Raw genomic sequence first — 1,416 nt, 5'->3', positions numbered from 1 at the left:
GGCTCTATAATATTTGTAGTGGGTAAATCCCCTATAGATATTATGGAGCCTATTTTTGTGTAGAAAAAAAGTCCCATATGACCTATAATGAAAAGCGACGAAACAACTCATTAGAAAGAATCATATGGAACAATTACATTTTATCACAAAACTACTCGATATCAAAGACCCTAATATCCAATTTATGGATATCATCAATAGGGATACTCACAAAGAAATCATCGCTAAACTAGATTATGAGGCACCATCTTGCCCTGATTGCGGAAGTCAAATGAAGAAATATGACTTTCAAAAACCGTCGAAAATTCCTTACCTTGAAACAACTGGTATGCCTACTAGAATCCTCCTTAAAAAGCGTCGATTCAAGTGCTATCATTGCTCGAAAATGATGGTTTCTGAGACTTCTATCGTCAAGAAGAATCATCAAATTCCCCGTATTATCAACCAAAAAATTGCGCAAAAATTGATTGAAAAAACTTCTATGACCGATATTGCCCATCAGCTTTCCATTTCAACTTCAACTGTCATTCGAAAGATCAATGATTTCAACTTTAAGCATGATTTTTCTCGTCTTCCAAAGATTATGTCCTGGGACGAGTATGCCTTCACTAAAGGAAAGATGAGTTTCATTGCACAAGACTTTGATAATCTCAATATCATCACCGTTCTTGAAGGAAGAACACAGGCTATCATCCGAAATCATTTTCTTCGATACGATAGAGCTGTCCGTTGTCAGGTGAAAATCATTACGATGGATATGTTTAGTCCTTATTATGACTTGGCTAAACAGCTTTTTCCTAACGCTAAAATCGTTCTCGACCGCTTTCACATTGTCCAACATCTCAGCCGTGCTATGAGTCGTGTGCGTGTCCAAATTATGAATCAGTTTGAGCGAAAATCCCATGAATACAAGGCTATCAAGCGTTACTGGAAACTCATTCAACAAGATAGTCGTAAACTCAGTGATAAGCGATTTTATCGCCCTACTTTTCGTATGCACTTAACAAATAAAGAAATTCTAGACAAGCTTTTGAGCTATTCAGAAGAGTTGAAACACCACTACAATCTCTATCAACTCTTGCTTTTTCACTTTCAGAACAAGGAACCTGACAAATTCTTCGGACTTATTGAGGACAATCTAAAGCAGGTTCATCCTCTTTTTCAGACTGTCTTTAAAACCTTCCTCAAGGATAACGAAAAGATTGTCAACGCCCTTCAACTACCCTATTCCAACGCCAAATTGGAAGCAACCAATAATCTCATCAAACTTATCAAGCGAAATGCCTTTGGTTTTCGGAACTTTGAAAACTTCAAAAAACGGATTTTTATCGCTCTGAATATCAAAAAAGAAAGGACGAATTTCGTCCTTTCTCGATCTTAGCTTTTCTTCAACCCACTACAGTTGACAAAGAGCCA

Annotated in this window: 1 protein-coding gene; it reads left to right on the top strand. The window is 37.0% G+C overall.

Going from position 1 to position 1,416, the window contains the following annotated elements; translation table 11 throughout:
* Positions 1 to 124 precede the first annotated feature (124 nt).
* The gene (locus tag QM818_RS08965; protein ID WP_261044629.1) at positions 125 to 1,381 is read left to right on the top strand and encodes an ISL3 family transposase; all 1,257 of its coding nucleotides are present in this window, start codon (positions 125 to 127) and stop codon (positions 1,379 to 1,381) included.
* Positions 1,382 to 1,416 lie beyond the last annotated feature (35 nt).

Source organism: Streptococcus mitis, from assembly GCF_047464035.1.
Lineage (GTDB): Bacteria > Bacillota > Bacilli > Lactobacillales > Streptococcaceae > Streptococcus > Streptococcus mitis_DX.
The sequence above is the reverse complement of the archived record's forward strand: the minus strand, read 5'-3'. Positions and strand labels throughout refer to the sequence as shown.